Origin of the sequence: Phocaeicola salanitronis DSM 18170, from assembly GCF_000190575.1 — a bacterium.
Classification (GTDB): Bacteria; Bacteroidota; Bacteroidia; order Bacteroidales; family Bacteroidaceae; genus Phocaeicola; species Phocaeicola salanitronis.
In genome coordinates, this window is sequence record NC_015164.1 from 2,635,328 (window position 1) to 2,653,021 (window position 17,694).

Consider the following 17,694-nt stretch of genomic DNA (forward strand, 5'->3'; position numbering starts at 1 on the left):
AATCTGCGGAAATCTGCGCCAATCTGCGGTTCAAAAGAAAATAACTTAAAAAATCTGTGTAATCTGTGGTGCCCCCACCAATCAATGCGTCTGCAACTTGGTCTTCACCGTGCGGAATCCTTCGCCTTCGGCGGTGAGGGTGATTTCGCCCGGCGTCTTTCCGGCACGGAGGATGACCAGCGCCGAACCGTTGAACAGCTTGCGGCGGTTGGTGGCGTGAAGCTCGTCAGAAACCATGTTGCCGTTGTCTACGGCTACGATGCGCGCGTCACCCTCTACCGTGAACGTCAGCTGCGTGTCGGCTTCGGGCACTTGGCGGCCCCGGCGGTCTACGGCTGTGACGCGCAGGTGCTGCAGGTCGGTGCCGTCGGCTTTCCAGTTTCCGTTGTCGGGGATTACCTCCAGCCGGACTGCCTTTCCGGTGGTTTCGATGCGGTGGCGTGCCACTTCCTTACCGGCGGTGCGGGCAATGGCTTCCAGCGTTCCGGGACGGTAGACGATGTTGTCCCATTTTATCCGGTTGCGCACCTTGGGGTTCTGCCGGTCGTTTTGCTGCACGCCGAGGCTCTTGCCGTTCAGCCGGAGTTCCACCTCGTCGGCATTGGTGTAGGTGTAGAGCGAGAGTGTGTCGCCTTCCCGGCGGTTCCAGTGGTCGCTCATGCGGTCGGTTCCGGTCTGTACGCCGTTCCACATCGCGTCGGTGTTGGCGTCTATCACGCCGATGTGCACCAGCGGCTCATCGGTGAACATGCTTTTCAGGAAATAGGCTATCGGCTTGGGCTGGAGCGAGATGTCGAATGCGCCCTGCGTCCATCCCTTGGCGGGCCATCCCTGACTTTCGCCTAAGTAGTCGATTTGTCCCCAATACGCCAGCCCGATGACCTTGTCGAGGTCCATTTCGTAGAAGTTCGGCCCCATGCCGCTGGTGTTCGCCTCGCTCTGGTAGAACATCAGGTTGGGGAAGCGGCGCGCGTCGCCGGGGAAATACATGTAACGGTAGTTATAAGAGGCGATGTCGGTTTCGTGCACCAGCGGGGCAGGCAGCGAGTCGGTTTCCAGGCTGCGGTAGCGGGGATGCATGGCTACGGTGACGAGGCGTGTGTCGTCGTAGCGCTTCAGCAGTTCGCGCTGGAGGCGGTAAGGAGTGACGCCCCAGTCGGCAAACGGCAGGTTCCAGTATTGCTGCAGCTCGTTGCCCAGGCTCCAGAACACCACGGAAGGATGGTTGCGGTCGCGCTTGATGAACTCCGGAATGTCTTTCTGCCATAAGGAAGCCCACTCGGCACGTCCGCCGCAGTATTGGTCGAGCCATTTGTCGTAAAGCTCGTCGACCACCAGAATGCCGTATTTGTCACACAAATCCATGAAGCCTTCGCTGTAGGGGTTGTGCGAGGTACGGATATGGTTCACGCCGAACGATTTCAGCAACTGGATGCGTTTCTCGATGGCACGGTCGTATGCCGCCGCGCCCAACGCGCCCAGCGAATGGTGGTTGGCGATGCCTTTCAGCAACACTTTCTTTCCGTTGAGCTTCATGCCGAAGGCGGGCGAGAACTCTACCGTGCGCACGCCGAAATGTTCGCTCACGCGGTCTGCCACCGTGCCGTCTTCGTGATAGAGCGTCATCTCTACCTTATACAGATGCGGACTTTCGCAGTCCCACAGACGGGGATTTGCCAGCCGGACCGGCTTCAACCGGTATTCGCAGGTGCGCATCCGGGCGTTGAAAGGCAATTCGTCTGTCTGGCGCGCCACTACCTGCCCTTCGGCGTCGGTTATCACCGTTTCGGTCTTCAGCGTTTTCTGCTTGGTGTAGCAAGCCATCTCCGCCTGAATGTTCACCGTAGCTTCCGCAGCGGAAACCTGCGGCGTGGTGATGTAGAGCGGATGACGCATGAAGTACACCTTCGCGTCGGTCACCACCAGACGCACGTTGCGGAACAGTCCGCCTCCCGTGTACCAGCGTGAATTCAGCGGCTCGCGCGTGTCGGCTTTCACGGCAATTACGTTCGGTTTGCCATACTGCAGGCGTTTCGTGATGTCAACCTCGAAGCCCACGTAGCCATAATCCGTCCCGCCGATGTACTCGCCGTTCAGATACACATCGCCCACATACATGATGCCTTCGAAGTCGATGACGACGCGCTTGTCTTTCCACGCCTCATCGGGGATAAAGGTCTTGCGGTACCAGCCTATGCCCATTTCCTTGAATCCGCGGCTGCTCAGACGGCTGCGGATATTGGCTCCGGGGTCGTTGTTGCTGGCCCGCTCGTCTGCCGTAGGCGGCACCCACGGCTGCTCAATCTGGAAATCATGCGGCACGTCCACCGTGCGCCAGCCGCTGTCATCGAATGCGGACTGCTCGGCATCCGCCTCGTCTCCGGCATGAAAACGCCAGCCGAAGTTGAAGTCCAGCACTTCTCTTCCTTCATTCATCGCTTGCACCGCTCCCGCCATCAGGAACGCCGCAAGCAGCAAAAACAGTTTTTTCATGGTTCTTTATAATTAACAATTAACAATTAATAATTAATAGGAAGCCTCCACCAACCTCCCCCATGAGGGAGGCTTTTGATAACTAAAGTATTTATTACGTCACGCCGGATTTGTAATCCGGTGTAATTTGATTTGCGGATTTGCAATCCGCAACACCCACGTGGATAATTCGGATTACAAATCCGAACACTCGATTACGGCGGATTACAAATCCGCCGTGACGTAAGGCTCTCTGTGTTATCTGTGTGCTATATTGTACACATACACTTGGTCGAGCACTACGCCTTCGTCCAGCGCTTTCACGCTCACCTTATGCGCCGCTCCCGAAGCCACGGAGAACGACACACGGCGGATGGTCTGGTTTGTCAGCCTGCCCTGCTTCCATTCCTCGCTTCTTCCGTACGTGCGGTACGAAATTACGTCCGACTGCTTTCCGTCTACCTCTACCCGGATGCGGAGGTCTTTTCCGTCGACCGGATGGGTGGGCACGAAGCGGAGTTCTATTTCTACGGAATCGGACGGACAGGCGTCAAAGCTGAAAGCGAGGGATTCACCCTTTGCGATGCCTGCCGCCATGCCTTCGTAGCCCAAACCTTCGTACACAACGGGAATGCCGCCCGTGGCTTCCAGCGCATTCCATTTATGCAGATATGGACGGTCGGACGGCAGGGAAGCCTCCGCCTGCGTTTCGGGAATGGGAAGAAATACCGCCAGGTTGCGCGGCTTGTAGTCCATGATGCCTTTCCACTTCGGCGTATTATACCGCCGGGTAAGGGAAACGATGCTGTCGAAAGCCGCTCCGCTCTGCTTCCAGTCCGCCTTTCCATGACGGGCAAGCTGGGCGTACAGGCATTTCTTGTTCATTTCGGCAGCCCCCTGCACGGGATACTGCACCAGCTGATAATAAGCGCCGCGCCGCGCTTCCGGCATCCGGCGGCTCCACACCTCGGCCTGGTCTTCCAACGCCTGATAAGCCTGCAAGCGCCCGCGGATAAACGCTTCGCTCCACGGCAAATCGCATACCACCTTATATTTCGGGTCTTTTTCCTCCGTCCGGGTATTCCCCATAAACTCCGGCTTGCGGATATGGGCAAGGCGGTAATGCTCCTGCATCATCGGGAGCAGGTAAGCGGATGCCTGCGCGCCGAACTCACGGGCGAGGAAGTTCCCCAAATGGCGGGTCACCCCCTCCTCTTCCACCCTGTGTATGTTCCATGCCATATCCATGAACAGCTCGGTCTGGTATTCGGCAGGCTTGATGTCGCCCACGTTCAGAATCCACATCTTGCGGATGCCCTTGTCGTATGCCGTCTTCATCTGCTGGTAAATAAGGTAAGGGCTCGCAGTGGAAAGCCACAGGTAGTCGTGCGGACGCCCCCAATAAGAGACATGGTAGTAAATGCCGTTTCCGCCCGGTCGGGCAGCTTCTTCTTCGGTAGGGAAATGGGTGATGTATCCGTAATTGTCGTCACACCACATCAAGGTGACGTCTTCGGGCACCTCCAGCCCGGCTTCGTACACGTCCAGCACCTCCTTGTAAGGTATCAGCACCTGAGGCACTTCCGTCACTTCTCCCTTGTATTCCGCCAACAGCTTGCGCTGGTCTTCGATGATTTGGGTCAATGCTTTCTTCTGGTCTTCCACGGTTTTGGCGCCTAACATGCCGCTATCGTGCACCCCGCGCATGCCCAACGTATAGATGTCGTCCGAATGACGGAGCAGTTTCACCCGTTCTTCCCAAAACGAAAGCACGTTTTCGCGGTTGGTCAGGTAATTGTATTCGCCCTTCCCCACCTTGCGCCATTCGCCGTTGGTGTTACGCATCATCGGCTCGCAATGCGACGTGCCGAGATAGATGGCATACTTGTCCGCCATTTCCTTATTGCCTTCGGTAAAGAAGAAAGGCACCGAACACTCGTGCATCGCCGGCCAGAACGTATTGGCACGCAGGCGGAGCAAGAGTTCGAAGATACGCGCGTGGGTCTTCGGGCCTATCTGCCCTTTCACGTCCGAAGGCTCGTAGTTGGTGTAGCTCCAGGGCATCAGTCCCCAATCCTCATCGTTGATGAAGATGCCCCGATAGGGCACGAGCGGATAATCGGTCTTCGTAAATCCGGCCGCGATACGGAACTCCCGCTTCTTATCGGGCACAACATCCGCCCACCATTCCCACGGCGATACGCCCAGCATACGCGAGAGTTCCAGCACCCCGTATGCCGTGCCCCGCTTGTCGCTTCCGGCTACCAGGAGTTTCCCATCCTTCAAGACGGTGATGAAAAACGCCTCCGGATGATTCCCTAAATATTCCGAAGGGTTGATTCCTTCTTTCCGGGCTATCCCTTCCAGCAGCTTGCTTTTCCCCCACGTACCGATATATACATCCCCCTCGGATTCTTCTACGGAAAATGCCTGCGAAAGCACGGCTTCGCAATCCCGGTTCAGCAAGTCCAATGCCACGTGCACTACCGGCTCTTCCTCCGCCTCGCAAGCCACGCGCATCTTGCCTCCCGTTTTCCATACAAAATCTGCCGCGCTCAACGAACATACGGCAATCCAACACCAGATTACAGTCAGCACTCGTTTTCTCATGGTTCTAAATGTTTAATGATTTCTGCAAAGAAAAGGGTTTTCTGCTTTCGTGTACATGGTTTATTGTATTTTTATATGGAAATTTGTGTCTTATCCGCTTATTTGCCCTTCAATAGACCGGATTTGGGACAGCCAAAGGCGGTATAGAGTAACACGAACGCCCTCATCGGGACACATGACCTTTCGTGCCGGGCTACACGAACGGTCATGCCGGGCTACACAGCCGCTCGCATTATTTAGCCCATATAAGCCTGCTCCATTATCTGTCAATTCCCGCTATATTTTTAAACTTTTCTTTCATACATTAAAATAAATATGTAATATTGCGACAATTTAACGAACGAATCACATTAACCAAGACAAAAGTATGAGACGAACGACATCTTACCGCTGCCGTTTCTTCCTGATCCTGACAGCTATCTGGCTGCTTGCCCTCGAAGGAATGGCACAAGGCGCGTACAACCGTACCATTCACGGTATCGTGACCGATGAAAACAACGAACCGCTTCCTGCGGCATACGTCAAACAGGTAGTTGAGGCAGAAGGCAATTCCATTGCCGGCATCATCACAGACATGAACGGTCATTTCAGTCTGACACTTCCCAAATCAACACAAGAAATCGAGGTTTCCTTTGTAGGCTACGAAACCCAGCGGGTCCGCCTGACAGCAGCTTCCGATTATGCCATTCACCTCCAGCCCGCTACCGAACTGCTGGACGAAGTGGTAGTGACGGGTTATCAGACCATTTCGAAGGAGCGGGCTACAGGAGCTTTCTCGAAAGTAAACGCCAACCAGCTGGAAACCCAACGCATACCGGACATCAGTTCGATGCTGGAAGGACGGGTGGCAGGATTCAGCGACGGGCAAATCCGTGGAGTCACTTCCATGAACGGACTGACTACCCCTTTGTATGTCATCGACGGTTTCCCTGTAGAGAAGACTACCAATGACGGTTACGGCAACTGGATAGAAAGCGTGCCCGACATGAATCCTGAAGACATTGAAAGTATTACCGTACTGAAGGATGCAGCCGCCACTTCCATTTACGGAGCACGTGCGGCAAACGGCGTTGTGGTTATTACTACTAAGCGTGCCAAGAAAGACCAGCTCAACATTTCATTCTCTGCCACACTTACCGTACAGCCTTATTCTACCTATGCCGACAAGTATCTTGCTGATGCTGCCACTATGATAGGACTGGAAAGAGAATGGGCAGCACAGAATCCTAATTTGCAGGGAGAAGGGGCTTCTGCCTATGCGCAAAGCCTGTTGGATGACAATACATACACGTCGCAAGGAATCCGCGCCTTGTTAGGGTATTATGCCGGAACACTGTCCGAAGCCGACATGAACGCGCGCCTGACATCACTGGCATCGCGCGGTTATCGTTATTACGATGATATAGAACGCTACGGCATGCGCAATCCTTTTACGCAACAATACAACCTGAGCATCGGTAAAGGAAGTGAGCGGAACACCTTCAATGCCTCGGTCAGCTATCAGGGACAACAGATGAGCGACAAGTTTTCGGATAACCGCTCCATTGGTATCAACCTGCAGAACTCGACCCAAATTACCCGATGGCTGACCTTGGAGGTAGGCACTTACCTCAATTACGGAAGCGGTACAACGCAAAGTTACAGTCTTTTCTCGCCAGGATATACGTATATGCCTTACGATGGATTGATGAACGATGACGGTACGCGGTATACCAACCAGCAGGAAGACCGTTACAACGCATCACAAATGAGTACGCTGGTTTCCAACGGGCTGTACAACCTCGATATTACGCCATTGGACGAAACTGGAATGAATCTGACAGACCATCGTAATTTCAGCAATCGTACTTTCGCTCGCCTGAGTTTTAAGTTTACCGACTGGCTGAAATATACGGCTTCGTTTCAGTATGAATATGCGAACTACACGACCGAACAACTCCAGAATAAGGAATCATACAGCGTGCGCAACACCATTAATACATACGCCTCGGCAAACGGTGATGGTACGGCTACGTTCAATATCCCTTACGGCAATATCTTCTTTACAACGGCAAACGTAACCCATGCCTATAACTTCCGCCAGCAGCTGGACTTCAACAAGACATTCGGCGGCATACATGAGGTAACGGCACTTTTCGGAACCGAGACGCGCGAAAACAAGAATAACTTCGACAACCGTACCTTATATAATTACGACCCCGACCTGCTGACGTATTCACTCATCGACCAAGCTGCGCTCAGCACCATGGGAAGCATTTGGGGATGGGGCAGCTTCGGCATCAGCAATGTGGCTTACATCAACGAACTGACCAACCGGTACGTATCGTTCTATGGCAATGCAGCCTATACATACGATAGCAAATACACCGTGACCGGCAGCATCCGATGGGACAAGACAAACCTGTTCGCCACCGGTTCGAGATACCAGAAACGCCCCATTTGGTCGGTAGGTGCGGCATGGAACGTCAACCATGAAAAGTTTATGAACGATGTAGAGTGGGTAAATATGCTCAAATTGCGCTTCAGCTACGGTATCGGGGGTAATATCGCCAAAGATTCGGCTCCTTATATGACTGCTTATTATAACAATAATATGCATGTGGGCGGAATTTCGGGAAGCATACAAAGCCGTCCCAATCCCGACCTGCGTTGGGAGAAAACCACTACTGTCAACATCGGTATTGACTTCTCCCTCCTGAAAAACCGGCTGAACGGTTCTATCGAATACTACAATAAGAAAGGTTCCGATTTGCTTGCCAATACAAACGGTGTGCCTACCGAAGGCTGGGGATACAGCACCTATACCATCAACAACGGAAAGATGACCAACCAAGGATTCGAACTTTCGCTTTCAGGCACCGCCATCAGCACACGAGATTGGACATGGGACATCGGCGGTGTATTGGGATACAACAAGAACAAAGTGACATACGTTAATGTAGAAGCGCCGGTTTCGTATCTTGTCATCGATTATCCTTCTGCCTATCCACGTGTAGGAAACCCGTATAATGCTATCTATGGATACAAGTGGGCGGGATTGAGCGAAAACGGTACACCGCAAGTCTATGATGCGGAAGGGAACCTGTTTACCGACATGGAACCGACCGAAATAGAAGACCTTATTTATTTAGGAACTACGGTACCTGTCTATAGCGGAGCCATCAACACCTCCTTGCGTTGGCGCAACTGGGAACTGGCGGCACAGTTCCTTTTCGAAGGCGGACACAAGATGCGCAATACTAACGTGGCTTATCTTTCAGGCATGGGTCCTGTAAGTAAGCGCATTGCCGAACGTTGGCAACAGCCCGGTGACGAAGCACATACGGATGTGCCGCGCTACATTTCTTCGGAAAGCGAGCTTTACAACTACAACTATTATAATATGTATGCACGCTCATCGGTCAATGTCATCGACGCCAGCAATTGGCGGATGAAAAACTTATCGCTCACTTACCGCCTGCCCGCCAGTGTGTGCAGCAAACTCTATGTAAAAAACGCACGCATCATGATAGGCATGGAAAACGCGTTTACCGTAGCCAAAAGTGATGATGCCAAATACTTGCTGGGTGGCTATGCCAAGCCGAATTACCTCTGTGGTATTTACTTGAACTTTTAACTCTAACGACAATGAAACTTATGAAACAACTTATCTATACATGCGTGTTGATGTGCTGCGTGATGTGCAGTTCTTGCAACGATTACCTGGACATCGTGCCGAAAGGCAATAAAATCCCGACCACCCTTGCCGATTACGAAGCCCTGCTGCGCGATGAATACACCATCGGGCAAACGTCCATCAGCAACGCCCTTTACCTGCTGAATGACTATTACGTAACGGTCTCTAACCTGAATAGCCCCACCCTGACCCGCGCCAACTACATGTGGGACGAGACTGCTGATCGTATCTTGTTGAACAATGCCGATGAAAGTACATATTATCAGCTTTATGCTGCTATCTCTTCGTGCAACCTGATTATAGAAAACGTGCCTTCTGCCACCGAAGCCACTGATGCCGAACGGGCGGAAGTCATCGCTTATGCCAAAGTTATCCGTTCGCTTTGCTATTTCGTCTTGGCAAACTATTATGCCGATACGTATGATGCGGCAACCGCCGGCGAAAAGCGGAGCGTACCCCTCATTACAAGCGCCAATATCAACGCTCCTTCGCAGCAAGTAACCATACAAGCCATATACGACTTCATCATCCAAGGAGTGCAGGAAGCTATCGGCGAAGGATTGCCCGAACAATCGATGACCGTGCTTCATCCCAATTTGGGCGCCGCATACGCCCTGCTGGCGCGTGTGTACCTGCAAATGCAGAATTACAGCGAAGCATTAAACTACGCCAACCTGGCTTTGGAACAAAACGACCAGCTTTACGACTGGAACGCTTATTACGATGAACATCATTCCACGATTGAGAATCCGGAAGACTATACCGGACTACCCACGCCTACCGATTACTCGTATGTGGAGAACTATTATTTCCGTTGCGGAAACGGTTCGCCCAACTACACGACCAATGAACTCAATATACCGGTAGAGCGTGCCGAACGTTTTGAAGAGGGAGATGCACGTTTCTTATCCCGTTGGAAACTTTATTCGCAAAACCAAGATACGTACTACCGTGGAGTAGGAAACGGTTATTTCAACTGGGGAGGACTGACCACTACAGAAGTTTATCTTATCAAGGCAGAATGCCAGGCACGTCTGGCACAAGGAGGAGATTTCACAGAAGCGATGAACACCCTGAACGCTGTGCGCCAAACCCGTATCCGTCCCGAAGTATACCAGCCGCTGACTGCCTCGACATTAACCGAAGCTATCGAGCTGATTCGCCGTACCAAAGACAATGAACTGATATTCTCCATTGTACCCTTTGCCGATGCACGCCGCTTCAACCAAGAAGGTACGTATGCACGCACCATGACGAAAACCTACGAAGGTGAAACCTATACGCTTCGTCCGGATTCTCATCTGTGGACCATGCCTTTCCCGGCAGGTGCTATTAACAATCCCGGAAACGGAAGCATTCAACAAAACGTGTCTAAATAAAAATACATAAAACAACAAGTATGAAAGTAACAAACTTAATGCAAATCTTGCTGCTGGGAACCCTTACGGCAGCTTGTACATCCCAAGCCCCTAAAGACGGCTATCTGATAAGTGGAACGATTGAAGGATTTCCAGACAGTGCCTACGTGCAACTCATGCCAGTATGCCACGAAGAAAGTGACCCGATAGCCGACACTCTGGCAATCGGGGGCAAATTCACCTTTACCGGAAAAATGGAAGAACCCCGCGCCGTATTACTTACCGTAAAAGACGCCTACGGCTCACGCCGCCTGATGCTGGAAAATACAGCTATCGAAATCAAAGGTGCGGTTGTATCGGAAGATGTGAATGGAACTCCCTCGTATAGTCTCGACAAGTTATCCGTAAGTGGGTCTCCCCTGACAGCCCGTTACGATTCGCTGATGGCGGTACGCGGTCGTATGGATTCTCTATTTAATGCCAACCAGCAAGAACATAAAGCTCTCCTCGATGCTATACAAAAAGCCTATCAGGCAAAAGACCAGGCAAAAGTGGCAGAGTTGCGTGCAAGCGAGGCCGGTAAGCAAATGGCAGAAGATGAAATGCGTTTCTTCCAGACCGTAGATTCCGTTTATCACCAAACGGTAATGGAAAACAAGGACACTTACTGGGGACCGTTGCTGATGATTTCGCTCACTTCTTACATGAATGAAGGCATGCGCTCGTGGTACGAAGAACTCTCACCTGCCGCACAAGCCTCTTATTATGGAAAACTGGTGAAAGACGAACTTTACCCAACCGGTAAAATTGGTGATAAGATGCCCGGATTCTCAGTAAAAGACGCATCAGGAAAGGAAATCACCCTCCAAGAACTTTGCCAAGGAAAGAAATACATCCTGATTGACTTTTGGGCATCGTGGTGTAATCCGTGCCGCAAGGAAATTCCTAATATCAAAAAACTTTATGCGCAGTACGCTTCTGAAGGTTTTGAGGTAATCAGTATTTCCATTGATAAGAAAAAAACCGATTGGGAAAAAGCTGTAAAAGAAGAACAGTTGAAATGGCCTAACTTCTTGGATGAAACCGGAGTGGCAAAGCTTTACAAGGTAAGAGCTGTTCCGACCATGTATCTGATAGATGCCGAAGGTCGGATGGTCGGTGATAATCTGAGAGGAGAAGCGTTGGCAGAAAAACTCGCCGAACTCTTCAATTAATCTCAACCTTATACCGTCCCCCCCCGGATTGTTTCTCTATCTTAACAATCCGGGGGGATTTTTATTTATTCTTCCGGCATCTTGTTTTCGGGCTTTTCGATGCCGTCTGCCGTAGCTCGTTCTTCCATTCTCTGAATGCGTGTGTCGAGGTCGGGATGAGTGGAGAACAGTTGGTTGAGCTTGCTGGAACCTTGTGCGCCCGCCTCTTCCTGCAAGGACTTCAGCTTTTGAAACGATAATGCCATCGCCCACGGGTTCTTTCCGCACTTCTTCAGAAACTCATAACCGTAATCGTCCGCGTCACGTTCCTGTTTCTGCGAATAACGTGCGTTGACCAAGGCTTCACCCAAGTCACCCAGTTGCGATTCGGTCAGGGCAGCCGCCTTTCCGCCTTTCGACGAAATGCCGTCCTTCAAAGCAGAAGTAAGCAGGGCGGTACGGAAACCTTTCTTCGAGTCACGATGGGCGATGTGACCGATCTCGTGCCCGATTACTCCCAGCAATTCTTCATCGGTCATGATGTCCATCAGCGAGGAGAATACGCGGATACTTCCATCGGCACAGGCGAATGCGTTCACGTCAATCACATAATATACCTTGAAATTCAAGGGAATGCCGTCGGCATCGGTCAAGCCTTCGGTCAGTTTCTTCAGACGGATTGTGTACGGGTTATCATCGGCACACACCTGATTGTGTTCGTCCATCCAGTCGATGTATTCTTTCACGTATTCCGCCATCTGCTCGTCGGTGAGCGTTGCCGCCTGCACGGTCTTCGCCGCGCCGCTGATTGCTTTCTTCAAGTTGAACTGAGCCAGTACGGGGCAAGTACCCGAAATGCAGAGCACCAGCAAGAGTGCCTTCAAAATTCTTGTCTTCATAATCTTTTGTTTATTTTGGTTAAGTATCATCCTTTTACAGCATTCCGACAACGCCTACGATGCTTTCGCGCCTTTCCGCTTTTCCTTTCGCAACACAAAGCCTATCCATGCGATGCCCAGTCCGACCGCGCTGAAGAACCCGTGCAAGCAGCCTTCATGTACGGGGAAACGTACCTCGCGCACATATTCCGGATTGTAAAGCAAGGCAATCTCCCTTCCTTCGCGCATGCCGAGCGCCAGATAGACTTCCTTTGAGGTGTACATCTCGCCGAACTCCACCGTTTCGTAGCGCACATCGACACGATGTTCCCACCGCATCTTGCGGTACTTGTACACCCGTTCCGACTCTATCCGTTCCACCACTCCGCGGGCAGGAGTCCAGTCTTTCACTATCATGCCCAGCGAAATGAAGCCGCCTATTCCCAGCGCCAGCATCACAAAGCCGATAAGGAAACAGGCTACGTAAGCCATATCATGAGATTTCATAAAGCCTCTTGTTCGTTTACATTCACGAGGGTAAATATAAACAAAAGTACACACATAAGCAAACATGTGCATAAAGATATTGTCAAAATACCGACAACCTGCCAATCCCTTTCCGTACAAGATTATGCACACCCGAGAAAGCAAGCGGTCGTTTCAGGAGTTTCATCTGCAAATAACTATAGTTTCAACAGGATAAAACTATAGTTTCCCCCTGTTAAAACTTCCTGAAACTATAGCCGCCTTATGCAACGCATGCATCCGGAACACGCATAAGAAGCGCATTTATCCACCCATTCCACTTGATGTTATCCACAACCTATAAACACCTACGAGGCAGTTTCAACAAACTTTTCAACCGTTTATTCACCGCTTATCAACAAAATCCTTAGCGGATAGAAGCGCTTGTCTCCTATTTTTTGTATCTTTGCGCAGCCTATAATAATATAAGGTGTAAAATCAAAATCACAACACAATATCACCATGGAATATAATTTCAGAGAGATCGAAAAGAAATGGCAACAGAAGTGGGTGGAACAGAAAACCTACCAGGTTACCGAAGACGAATCGAAACAGAAGTTCTACGTGCTGAACATGTTCCCTTATCCTTCGGGAGCGGGACTTCACGTAGGCCATCCGCTGGGATACATCGCCAGCGACATTTATGCCAGATACAAACGCCTGCAAGGCTTCAACGTGCTGAACCCGATGGGATATGACGCCTACGGGCTTCCGGCGGAACAATACGCCATCCAGACCGGGCAGCATCCTGCCATCACAACCCAGAACAATATCAACCGCTACCGCGAGCAGCTGGACAAGATAGGATTCTCGTTCGACTGGGACCGCGAAGTGCGTACCTGCGACCCTAAGTATTACCACTGGACGCAATGGGCTTTCCAGAAAATGTTCAACAGCTTCTATTGCAACACCTGCGGCAAGGCACAACCCATCGAAAAACTGATAGAGCACTTCGAAAAGCAGGGTACCGAAGGGCTGGACGCAGCTTGCTCGGAAGAACTGAGCTTCAACGCCGACGAATGGAAGGCAATGAGCGAAAAGCAGCAACAGGAGACCTTGATGAACTACCGCATCGCCTACCTGGGCGAAACCATGGTAAACTGGTGCCCGCAACTGGGTACGGTGCTGGCAAACGATGAAGTGGTAGACGGTGTAAGCGAACGCGGAGGCTATCCCGTAGTGCAGAAGAAGATGCGCCAGTGGTGCTTGCGTGTGTCGGCATACGCAGGACGCTTGCTTGACGGACTGGACCACATCGACTGGACCGACTCTTTGAAAGAAACCCAACGCAACTGGATAGGCCGTTCGGAAGGTACGGAAGTGCGGTTCAAGGTGAAAGACCGTGACCTCGAATTTACCATCTTCACCACCCGTGCCGATACGATGTTCGGCGTGACCTTCATGGTACTGGCTCCCGAAAGCGAACTGGTTCCGCAAGTCACTACCGACGGACAGCGTGCCGAAGTGGAAGCTTATCTGGACCGTACCAAGAAACGTACCGAACGCGAACGCATCGCCGACCGCCGTGTGACGGGTGTATTCAGCGGCTCGTATGCCATCAATCCTTTCACGGGCGATGCCGTACCTATCTGGATAAGCGACTATGTATTGGCTGGCTACGGAACCGGAGCCATTATGGCGGTACCGGCACACGATAGCCGCGACTATGCTTTTGCCAAGCATTTCAACCTCCCCATCGTTCCGCTGGTAGAAGGATGTGACGTAAGCGAAGAAAGCTTCGATGCCAAGGAAGGTATTGTATGCAATTCGCCGAAAGCCGGTGTGACGCCTTATTGCGACTTGAACCTGAACGGCCTGACCATTAAGGAAGCCATCGCCGCTACCAAAGAATATGTGAAAGCACACCACTTGGGACGTGTAAAGGTGAACTACCGCCTGCGCGACGCTATCTTCTCGCGCCAGCGTTATTGGGGCGAACCGTTCCCGGTATATTACAAGGACGGCATGCCTTACATGATTGACGAAAACAAGCTTCCGCTGGAATTGCCCGAAGTCGACAAGTTCTTGCCTACCGAAACTGGCGAGCCTCCATTGGGACACGCTACAAAATGGGCCTGGGATGTAGAGAAAGGCGAAGTGGTAGAGAATACGAAGATAGACAACGTGCATGTATTCCCGCTCGAACTGAATACCATGCCGGGCTTTGCCGGTTCGAGTGCCTATTACCTGCGCTACATGGACCCGCACAACGATAAAGCACTGGTATCGGAAAAGGCAGACCGTTACTGGCAGAACGTAGACCTCTACGTAGGCGGTACCGAACATGCTACGGGGCACCTTATCTATTCCCGCTTCTGGAACAAGTTCCTGTTCGACCTCGGCGTAAGTGTCAAGGAAGAACCGTTCCAGAAACTGGTGAACCAAGGCATGATTCAGGGACGGAGCAACTTCGTATACCGCATCAAGGATACCAACACCTTCGTCTCTCTCGGTCTGAAAGACCAATACGACGTGACACCTTTACACGTAGACGTGAACATCGTGACCAATGACGTGCTCGACATCGAAGCCTTCAAGAACTGGCGTCCCGAATATCACGATGCCGAATTCATCCTCGAAGACGGCAAGTACATCTGCGGCTGGGCGGTAGAGAAGATGAGCAAGTCGATGTACAACGTGGTGAACCCCGACATGATTGTCGAGAAATACGGAGCCGACACCCTGCGTATGTACGAAATGTTCCTGGGTCCGGTAGAGCAGTCGAAACCTTGGGACACGAACGGCATCGACGGTGTGCACCGCTTCCTGAAGAAACTCTGGAACCTGTTCTACGGGCGTCAGGGCGAGTTCCTGCCTACGGAAAGCGAAGCTACGAAAGAAGAACTGAAGTCTATCCATAAACTGATAAAGAAAGTTACGGGCGACATCGAGGTCTTCTCATACAATACCTCTATCAGTGCCTTCATGATTTGTGTCAATGAACTGACCGCGCTGAAGAGCCGCAACAAGGCAGTGCTGACCGACCTCGTTATCCTGCTTGCTCCCTTCGCGCCTCACCTTGCCGAAGAGCTCTGGGAAGCGTTGGGACACGGCACCACCGTATGCGATGCCCAATGGCCTGCATGGAACGAAGACTACCTGAAGGAAGACACGGTGAAATATACCATCTCTTTCAACGGGAAAGCACGTTTCACCATGGAATTCCCTGCGGATGCCGACAACGACACCATACAGGCAGCGGTAATGGCGGAAGAGCAGTCTCAGAAATGGATTGAAGGCAAGACTCCGAAGAAGGTCATCATCGTGCCGAAGAAAATCGTAAACATCGTGTTATAAATAAAAGAAACGCAGATTAACGCAGATTTTCGCAGATTAAAAATAAAAAAAATCTGCGTCAATCCGCGTTAATCTGCGTTTAAACCAATTATCTATGGAGTTAGCATTAATCAAGAAGATAAGCCGCGAGTCGAAAGATTACCTTGCCATTACTTTCGGGCTGGTACTCTACGCGCTGGGCTGGGCGATGTTCCTGCTCCCCTACCAGATTACGACGGGAGGCGTGACGGGTATCTCCGCCATTATCTATTACGCCACAGGAGTAGAGATACAAGTATCCTACTTCATTATCAATGCCATATTCTTAGGCTTTGCCCTGAAAATACTGGGACCGAAGTTCAGTGTAAAGACCGTATATGCCATCTTTATGCTGACCTTCCTGCTCTGGCTCTTCCAGTGGCTGCTGAAAGACGATGCCGGACACCTGCCCCAACTCCTCGGACCGGGACAAGACTTCATGGCGTGCGTCATCGGAGCCGGCATGCTTGGATTCGGTATCGGCATCGTGTTCTGCAACAACGGAAGCACGGGCGGCACCGACATCATCGCCTGGATTATCAATAAGTACAAGGACGTGACGCTGGGACGCATGATGATGTACTGCGACATCGTCATCATCTCGTCGTGCTATTTCATCTTCCACGACTGGCGCCGCGTGCTCTTCGGCTTCTGCGTGCTCTTCATCATGAGCATCGTGATTGATTATGTCATCAACAGCGCACGCCAGTCGGTGCAGTTCCTCATCTTCTCGCGCAAGTACGAAGAGATAGCCGAAGGCATCTCCACCCGGATAGACCGCGGTGTCACCCTGCTTGACGGGCAAGGATGGTACAGCAAACAGAATATCAAGGTAGTAGTGGTACTGGCAAAAAAGACCCAGTCGCTCGACATCTTCCGCCTCGTGAAAGACATCGACCCCAACGCTTTCATCTCGCAAAGCAACGTCGTAGGCGTATACGGAGAAGGATTCGACAAGCTGAAAGTGAAATGAATTTTATAAAAAGACGAACACAGAGACACGGAGACACAGAGAAAATAAATAAAAAAACTCCGTGTCTTTGTGTCTCTGTGTTCATTTAAATTTCCATCAACGCAATGAAAAAGAAACTCGTTTTTGCAACCAACAACGCGCATAAGCTCGAAGAGATACGCGCCATCCTCGGCGACAAACTGGAGATATTGAGCCTGAACGACATCAATTGTCACGCCGATATTCCTGAAACCGCCGATACCCTCGAAGGAAACGCCCGCCTGAAAGCCGGATACATCTACCAGAACTACGGCATGGATTGCTTTGCCGACGATACGGGACTGGAAGTGGAAGCCCTCGGCGGCGCACCGGGCATCTACTCGGCACGCTATGCCGGAGGCGAAGGACATGACTCGGAAGCCAACATGCGCAAATTGCTTTCCGAAATGGAAGGAAAGGAAAACCGCCGTGCCCGCTTCCGCACCGCCATCTGCCTCATCGAAAACGGCAAGGAGCATCTGTTCGAAGGCATCGTGCAGGGCAACATCATCGAAGCACGCCGCGGCACCGCAGGCTTCGGCTACGACCCCGTCTTCCAGCCCGAAGGCTATGCCGAGACATTTGCCGAAATGGGAAACGAAGAAAAGAATAAAATCAGCCACCGTGCCCGTGCCGTGCAGCAGCTGGTGGAATACTTACGCTCTGAAAACTAAAA

General features: G+C 51.6%; 10 protein-coding genes. 6 read left to right on the forward strand and 4 right to left on the reverse strand.

The genetic code is table 11. The features are described 5' to 3' along the window. Positions 1-81: 81 nt before the first annotated feature. Complete coding sequence (locus BACSA_RS11420) at positions 82-2,493, reverse strand: glycoside hydrolase family 2 TIM barrel-domain containing protein (RefSeq protein ID WP_013618253.1); 2,412 nt, start codon at positions 2,491-2,493, stop codon at positions 82-84. 237 nt (positions 2,494-2,730) lie between these two features. Next, the gene (locus BACSA_RS11425) at positions 2,731-5,082 is read right to left on the reverse strand and encodes a glycosyl hydrolase 115 family protein (RefSeq protein ID WP_013618254.1); all 2,352 of its coding nucleotides are present in this window, start codon (positions 5,080-5,082) and stop codon (positions 2,731-2,733) included. A 367-nt stretch (positions 5,083-5,449) separates the two neighbouring features. On the opposite strand from BACSA_RS11425, the gene BACSA_RS11430 reads away from it, so the two are divergent. Genes BACSA_RS11430 through BACSA_RS11440 form a run of 3 tightly spaced genes read left to right on the forward strand, consistent with a single transcriptional unit; the run spans position 5,450 to position 11,330 of the window. Next, the gene (locus tag BACSA_RS11430) at positions 5,450-8,698 is read left to right on the forward strand and encodes a SusC/RagA family TonB-linked outer membrane protein (protein WP_013618255.1); all 3,249 of its coding nucleotides are present in this window, start codon (positions 5,450-5,452) and stop codon (positions 8,696-8,698) included. Between the two features lie 11 nt (positions 8,699-8,709). Continuing rightward, entirely contained in the window at positions 8,710-10,137 is a 1,428-nt protein-coding gene (locus BACSA_RS11435; RefSeq protein WP_013618256.1) for a RagB/SusD family nutrient uptake outer membrane protein, read from the forward strand. Positions 10,138-10,157: 20 nt separating this feature from the next. Next, on the forward strand, positions 10,158-11,330 hold the full coding sequence (locus tag BACSA_RS11440; protein WP_013618257.1) for a TlpA disulfide reductase family protein: 1,173 nt from the start codon (positions 10,158-10,160) through the stop codon (positions 11,328-11,330). 65 nt (positions 11,331-11,395) lie between these two features. Here BACSA_RS11440 and BACSA_RS11445 read toward each other — a convergent pair whose 3' ends face one another. Both BACSA_RS11445 and BACSA_RS11450 read right to left on the reverse strand, forming a co-directional pair. Then, positions 11,396-12,208 carry a M48 family metallopeptidase gene (locus BACSA_RS11445; RefSeq protein ID WP_013618258.1) on the reverse strand — a complete coding sequence of 271 codons (813 nt, stop codon included), beginning with the start codon at positions 12,206-12,208 and terminating at the stop codon, positions 11,396-11,398. Between the two features lie 54 nt (positions 12,209-12,262). Beyond that, positions 12,263-12,694, reverse strand: coding sequence for a DUF3592 domain-containing protein (locus BACSA_RS11450; protein ID WP_013618259.1), 432 nt, complete (start codon positions 12,692-12,694; stop codon positions 12,263-12,265). A gap of 480 nt (positions 12,695-13,174) precedes the next feature. Between BACSA_RS11450 and leuS the strand changes: the two genes are divergently transcribed. The 3 genes from leuS to BACSA_RS11465 all read left to right on the forward strand — a co-directional run bounded on the left by leuS (position 13,175) and on the right by BACSA_RS11465 (position 17,692). Further along, the gene (gene leuS / locus BACSA_RS11455; protein ID WP_013618260.1) at positions 13,175-16,009 is read left to right on the forward strand and encodes a leucine--tRNA ligase; all 2,835 of its coding nucleotides are present in this window, start codon (positions 13,175-13,177) and stop codon (positions 16,007-16,009) included. 94 nt (positions 16,010-16,103) lie between these two features. Further along, positions 16,104-17,000, forward strand: coding sequence for a YitT family protein (locus tag BACSA_RS11460; protein WP_013618261.1), 897 nt, complete (start codon positions 16,104-16,106; stop codon positions 16,998-17,000). Between the two features lie 104 nt (positions 17,001-17,104). Further along, positions 17,105-17,692, forward strand: a complete 588-nt coding sequence (locus BACSA_RS11465) for a non-canonical purine NTP diphosphatase (RefSeq protein ID WP_013618262.1) — start codon at positions 17,105-17,107, stop codon at positions 17,690-17,692. The last annotated feature ends 2 nt before the right edge of the window (positions 17,693-17,694 follow it).